Below are 3,541 nucleotides of genomic sequence, written 5' to 3'. Positions count from 1 at the left end.
TGCAGCAGGCGCGCGATGCGGCCGAGCTGGTCGTGCCCGACTACGAGGACCGGCCCGTGAAGCTCGACATCGCCCCGGGCGGCGAGACGCTGCACGCGAGCGCGCCGGAGAATCGCGCCTTCGACTGGGGCATCGGCGACGAAGAGGCGACCGAGGCGGCCTTCGCCCGCGCGGCGCATACCGTCTCGCTCGATATCCACGACAACCGCGTGATCACCAATTCGCTCGAGCCGCGGGGCTGCTACGCCGAATGGGACGGCGCGCGGCTGCACGTCGCCATCAACGGGCAGGGCGTCTGGGGGCAGAAATCGGCGCTGGTGAAGGCGCTGAAGCTGCCCGAGGACGCGGTGCAGGTCACCAACCCGGACGTGGGCGGCGGCTTCGGCATGAAGGGCGCGCCCTACCCGGAGTACGCGGTCGTCGCCCATGCCGCGCGCGTGCTCGGCCGGCCCGTGCGCTGGATGTCGGAGCGCACCGAGGCGATGCTCTCGGACCACGGGGCGCGCGACCTGACCTCGCACGCCGAGCTCGCCTTCGATGCCGATCACCGCATCCTCGCCTACCGGGTGCACAACCGCTCGAACCTCGGGGCCTACAACTCCAACTTCGGGCAGTTCATGCAGAGCACGCTCTTCTCGAAGGTGTTCACGGGGGTCTACGACATCCCGGTGGCCTGGCTCCGGTCGGAGGGCTTCTACACCAATACCACGCAGGTGGACGCCTACCGCGGCGCCGGCCGGCCCGAGGCGATCTACGTGATCGAGCGCATGATGGACCGCGCGGCGCGCGAGCTCGGCGCGGATCCCTGGGAGCTGCGGCGCAGGAACTTCATCCGGCCCGAGCAATTTCCCTACACCACCGTCGCGGGCGAGAGTTACGACGTGGGCGATTTCGGGCGCCTCCTCGACCGGGTCGAGCGCGAGGCCGACCGCGCCGGCTTCGCCGCGCGCCGGGCCGGGAGCGCGGCGGCCGGCAAGCTCCGGGGGCTCGGGCTCTGCTATTACATCGAGAGCATCCTGGGCGATCCGTCGGAAAGCGCGCGGGTCGAGTTTCACGCCGACGGGACGGCGGCGATCTACGTCGGCACGCAGTCGAACGGGCAGGGCCACGAGACGGTCTACGCGCAGTTCCTCTCGGACCAGACGGGCATTCCGGCGGACAAGATCCGAGTGGTGCAGGGCGACTCGGACCTCATCAGGCAGGGCGGCGGCACCGGCGGCTCGCGTTCGGTGACGGTGCAGAACACCGCGACGCTCGCCACGGTCGAGAAGATGGTGGCAGCGTTCCGCCCCTACCTCGCCGGGAAGATGGGCGTGGCCGAGGCGGAGGTGAGCTTCGACGACGAGACCTTCCGCGCGCCGGGGTCCAACCTGACGCCGACGCTTCTGGAGGCCGCCGCGATGGCGCGCGCCGACGGGCGGGAGGATCTCTTGACCCACGAGGCACGCACGACGCTGCCGGGGCGATCCTATCCCAACGGCGCGCATGTCGCCGAGGTGGAGGCGGACCCCGAGACCGGCGAGGTGCGCGTGCTGCGCTACACGGTGGTCGACGATTTCGGCAACCTCATCAACCCGCTGCTCGCCGAGGGGCAGGTGCACGGCGGCGTCGCGCAGGGCATCGGGCAGGCGCTGATCGAGAACACGGTCTTCGACGGGGAGGGGCAGCTCCTGACGGCGACCTTCATGGACTACGCCATGCCGCGCTCCACCGACCTGCCGATGTATCGCTTCCACTCGGAGCCGGTGCCCTCGGTGATGAACCTCATGGGCATGAAGGGCTGCGGCGAGGCGGGCACCGTCGGCGCGCTCGCCGCGGTGGCGAACGCGGTGCAGGACGCGCTCTGGGATCGGGGCGTGCGGCAGGCCGACATGCCCTTCACCCCCCGTCGCGTGTGGGAGATGCTCTCGACTGCGCAGGCGGCGGAGTAGGGCGCAAGCGCCTTGTGAAGGCGCTTGCAAGGCCCTTGGAAGGGCCTTGCACGACGCCCGGCCACAGCGGTCTTGCCGCTTGAAAAGACGGGCCTGCACCCGCACCGGCAGGGAGAACCGCGGCAGGGAGCGCCGTCCCGCCATTCGGGGCCGTGCTCGCGCGCGCCTCGGCCGACGTCCACCTCCGGACTGCGCCGCGGCGACCGCGCGTGGCCACCGCCTGCTCGAAGCGGCGGGAATGTCGTCCGTGCACGAAGAAGAGACGCACTTGGGCACGCGCCCGGCGGGGATCGGGGGCAGGATCACGCCACGGCAGACGGAACCCTTGCCAAGGACTTTCCGTTGTCGTCCGGCATACCGGGTCGTCAGCGCGACGACGCCGGCGCACCGGTCGGATCGCCACCGAACGCAGGAGGAGGAGCCATGCGGGACTTCACGGACGATCTGCGCTTCGCGGTTCTGCCGCGAACGGGCGACGGGCAACACCGGAGCGAGTTCGCCGGCACGATGGCGACGCATCCGCTGGTGCACCAGGAATTGGCCCATGCGCCGGAATACACGCTCTACAATCGCCGCCTCACGGCCGTGGCGATGGGGGCCATTCCGCCGGACGAGGCCTACTGGCGCCTGCGCCGCCACGCGATCCTGCGCCACACGGGCGAGTTGCCGATCGAGGTGCGCGGCCCCGACGCGGAGCGACTTCTGAACCGCGTCTTCACCCGCGATGTCGCCAAGACACGCGTCGGGCGGTGCAGCTACCAGATCGCCTGCTACGCGGACGGCGGCATGATCCTCGACGGCGTGCTCGTGCGCCTCGCCGAGGATCGCTTCTGGTACGGGCAGGCCGACGGCGACCTGACGCACTGGCTGCGCGCACATGCGCAGGGCCTCGACGTGGCGGTTGTCGACCCCGAGGTCTGGATCAGCCAGGTGCAGGGACCGGAGTCCCTGCGCGTGCTCGCGGCGGCGGTGGACGGGGCCTTTCCGGAGCCCTTCGGCTATTTCGACGCCGCGCGGGTCCACATCGCCGGGCAGGAGGTGGTGATCACGCGCACCGGCTTCACCAACGAGCTCGGCTGGGAGATCTACCTCGGCCCCGAGATCGACGCGCAGGCTGTCGGCGCGCGGCTTCTCGAGGCGGGCGCCCCTTACGGGCTGACGCCGGTCGCCATCGGCGGGGCGCGCCGCATCGAGGCGGGGCTCCTGAACGCGGGCGCGGATTTCGACGGCAGCGTGACGCCCTTCGCGGCCGGTCTGGGCGCGATGGTGAGCCTCAGGAAGGACGACTACGTGGGCAAGGCCGCGCTCGAGCGCGCCGACCGTCGGTGCCGGACGTGGGGGCTGCGCGTGCCGGAGGGCGTCGCGCGCCTCGGCCCGGTGCTCGGCCGCGCGGACATGCCGGCCGGGCGCGTCTGTTCCACCGCCTGGTCGCCCTACCAGCAATGCGGCGTGGCGATCGTGCGGCTCGACGACCCGGAGCTCGGCCCCGGATCGCTGCTTGAGGTCACCTGCCGGGACGGCATCACCCGCGCGGCCGAGACCTGCGCGCTGCCGATGTACGACGCCGAGCGCCGCATCCCGCGCGGCGAGCTCGTGGATATTCCCGAGCG

2 protein-coding genes are annotated in these 3,541 nt (G+C 71.4%); both read left to right on the top strand.

Annotation, left to right across the window (positions count from 1 at the left end; genetic code table 11):
- On the top strand, positions 1–1,931 hold a 1,931-nt coding region (locus ACESL7_RS14410; protein WP_372893995.1), incomplete at its 5' end, for a xanthine dehydrogenase family protein molybdopterin-binding subunit.
- A 423-nt stretch (positions 1,932–2,354) separates the two neighbouring features.
- A partial coding sequence (locus ACESL7_RS14405; RefSeq protein WP_372893994.1) for an aminomethyl transferase family protein occupies positions 2,355–3,541 on the top strand: 1,187 nt, incomplete at its 3' end.

Source organism: Rhodosalinus sp., assembly GCF_041685465.1.
In the GTDB taxonomy this organism is placed as follows: Bacteria; Pseudomonadota; Alphaproteobacteria; order Rhodobacterales; family Rhodobacteraceae; genus Rhodosalinus.
The sequence above is the reverse complement of the archived record's forward strand: the minus strand, read 5'-3'. Positions and strand labels throughout refer to the sequence as shown.